The sequence below is a fragment of the Myxococcus llanfairpwllgwyngyllgogerychwyrndrobwllllantysiliogogogochensis genome (assembly GCF_006636215.1).
In the GTDB taxonomy this organism is placed as follows: domain Bacteria; phylum Myxococcota; class Myxococcia; order Myxococcales; family Myxococcaceae; genus Myxococcus; species Myxococcus llanfairpwllgwyngyllgogerychwyrndrobwllllantysiliogogogochensis.
Window position 1 is genome coordinate 1 of the sequence record NZ_VIFM01001042.1, and the last position, 382, is coordinate 382.

Here is a 382-nt window from a genome sequence, read left to right on the forward strand (position 1 = left end):
GCAGAAGCCCGACTACGTGCTGTTCTGGTCGGCCGGCGTGATGACGCCCGCCGGCATCCGCGAGGCGCAGGCCAGCGGCTACCCGCGCGAGAAGATCTACGGCATCTGGTGGGCCGGCTCCGACCACGACGTGAAGGACATCGGCGCGGGCGCCAAGGGCTACAACGCCATCACCATCCACAACAGCGCCGCCAAGGACAAGGTGCACGACGACCTGAAGAAGTTCGTCTACGACAAGGGCCAGGGCACGGGCGTGCCGGCGGGCGTGGGCACGCTGGCGCACACGCGCGGCATGATGATCTCGATGCTGCAGGTGGAGGCGATCCGCGCCGCGCAGGAGAAGTACGGCAAGGGCAAGGTGCTCACGCCCGAGCAGGTGCGC

The 382-nt window shown here is 68.6% G+C and carries 1 protein-coding gene; it reads left to right on the forward strand.

Features of this window, described 5'->3' with window-relative positions; genetic code table 11:
- The coding region (locus FJV41_RS57760) for an ABC transporter substrate-binding protein (protein WP_141649718.1) at positions 1-382 on the forward strand (382 nt) is incomplete at both ends.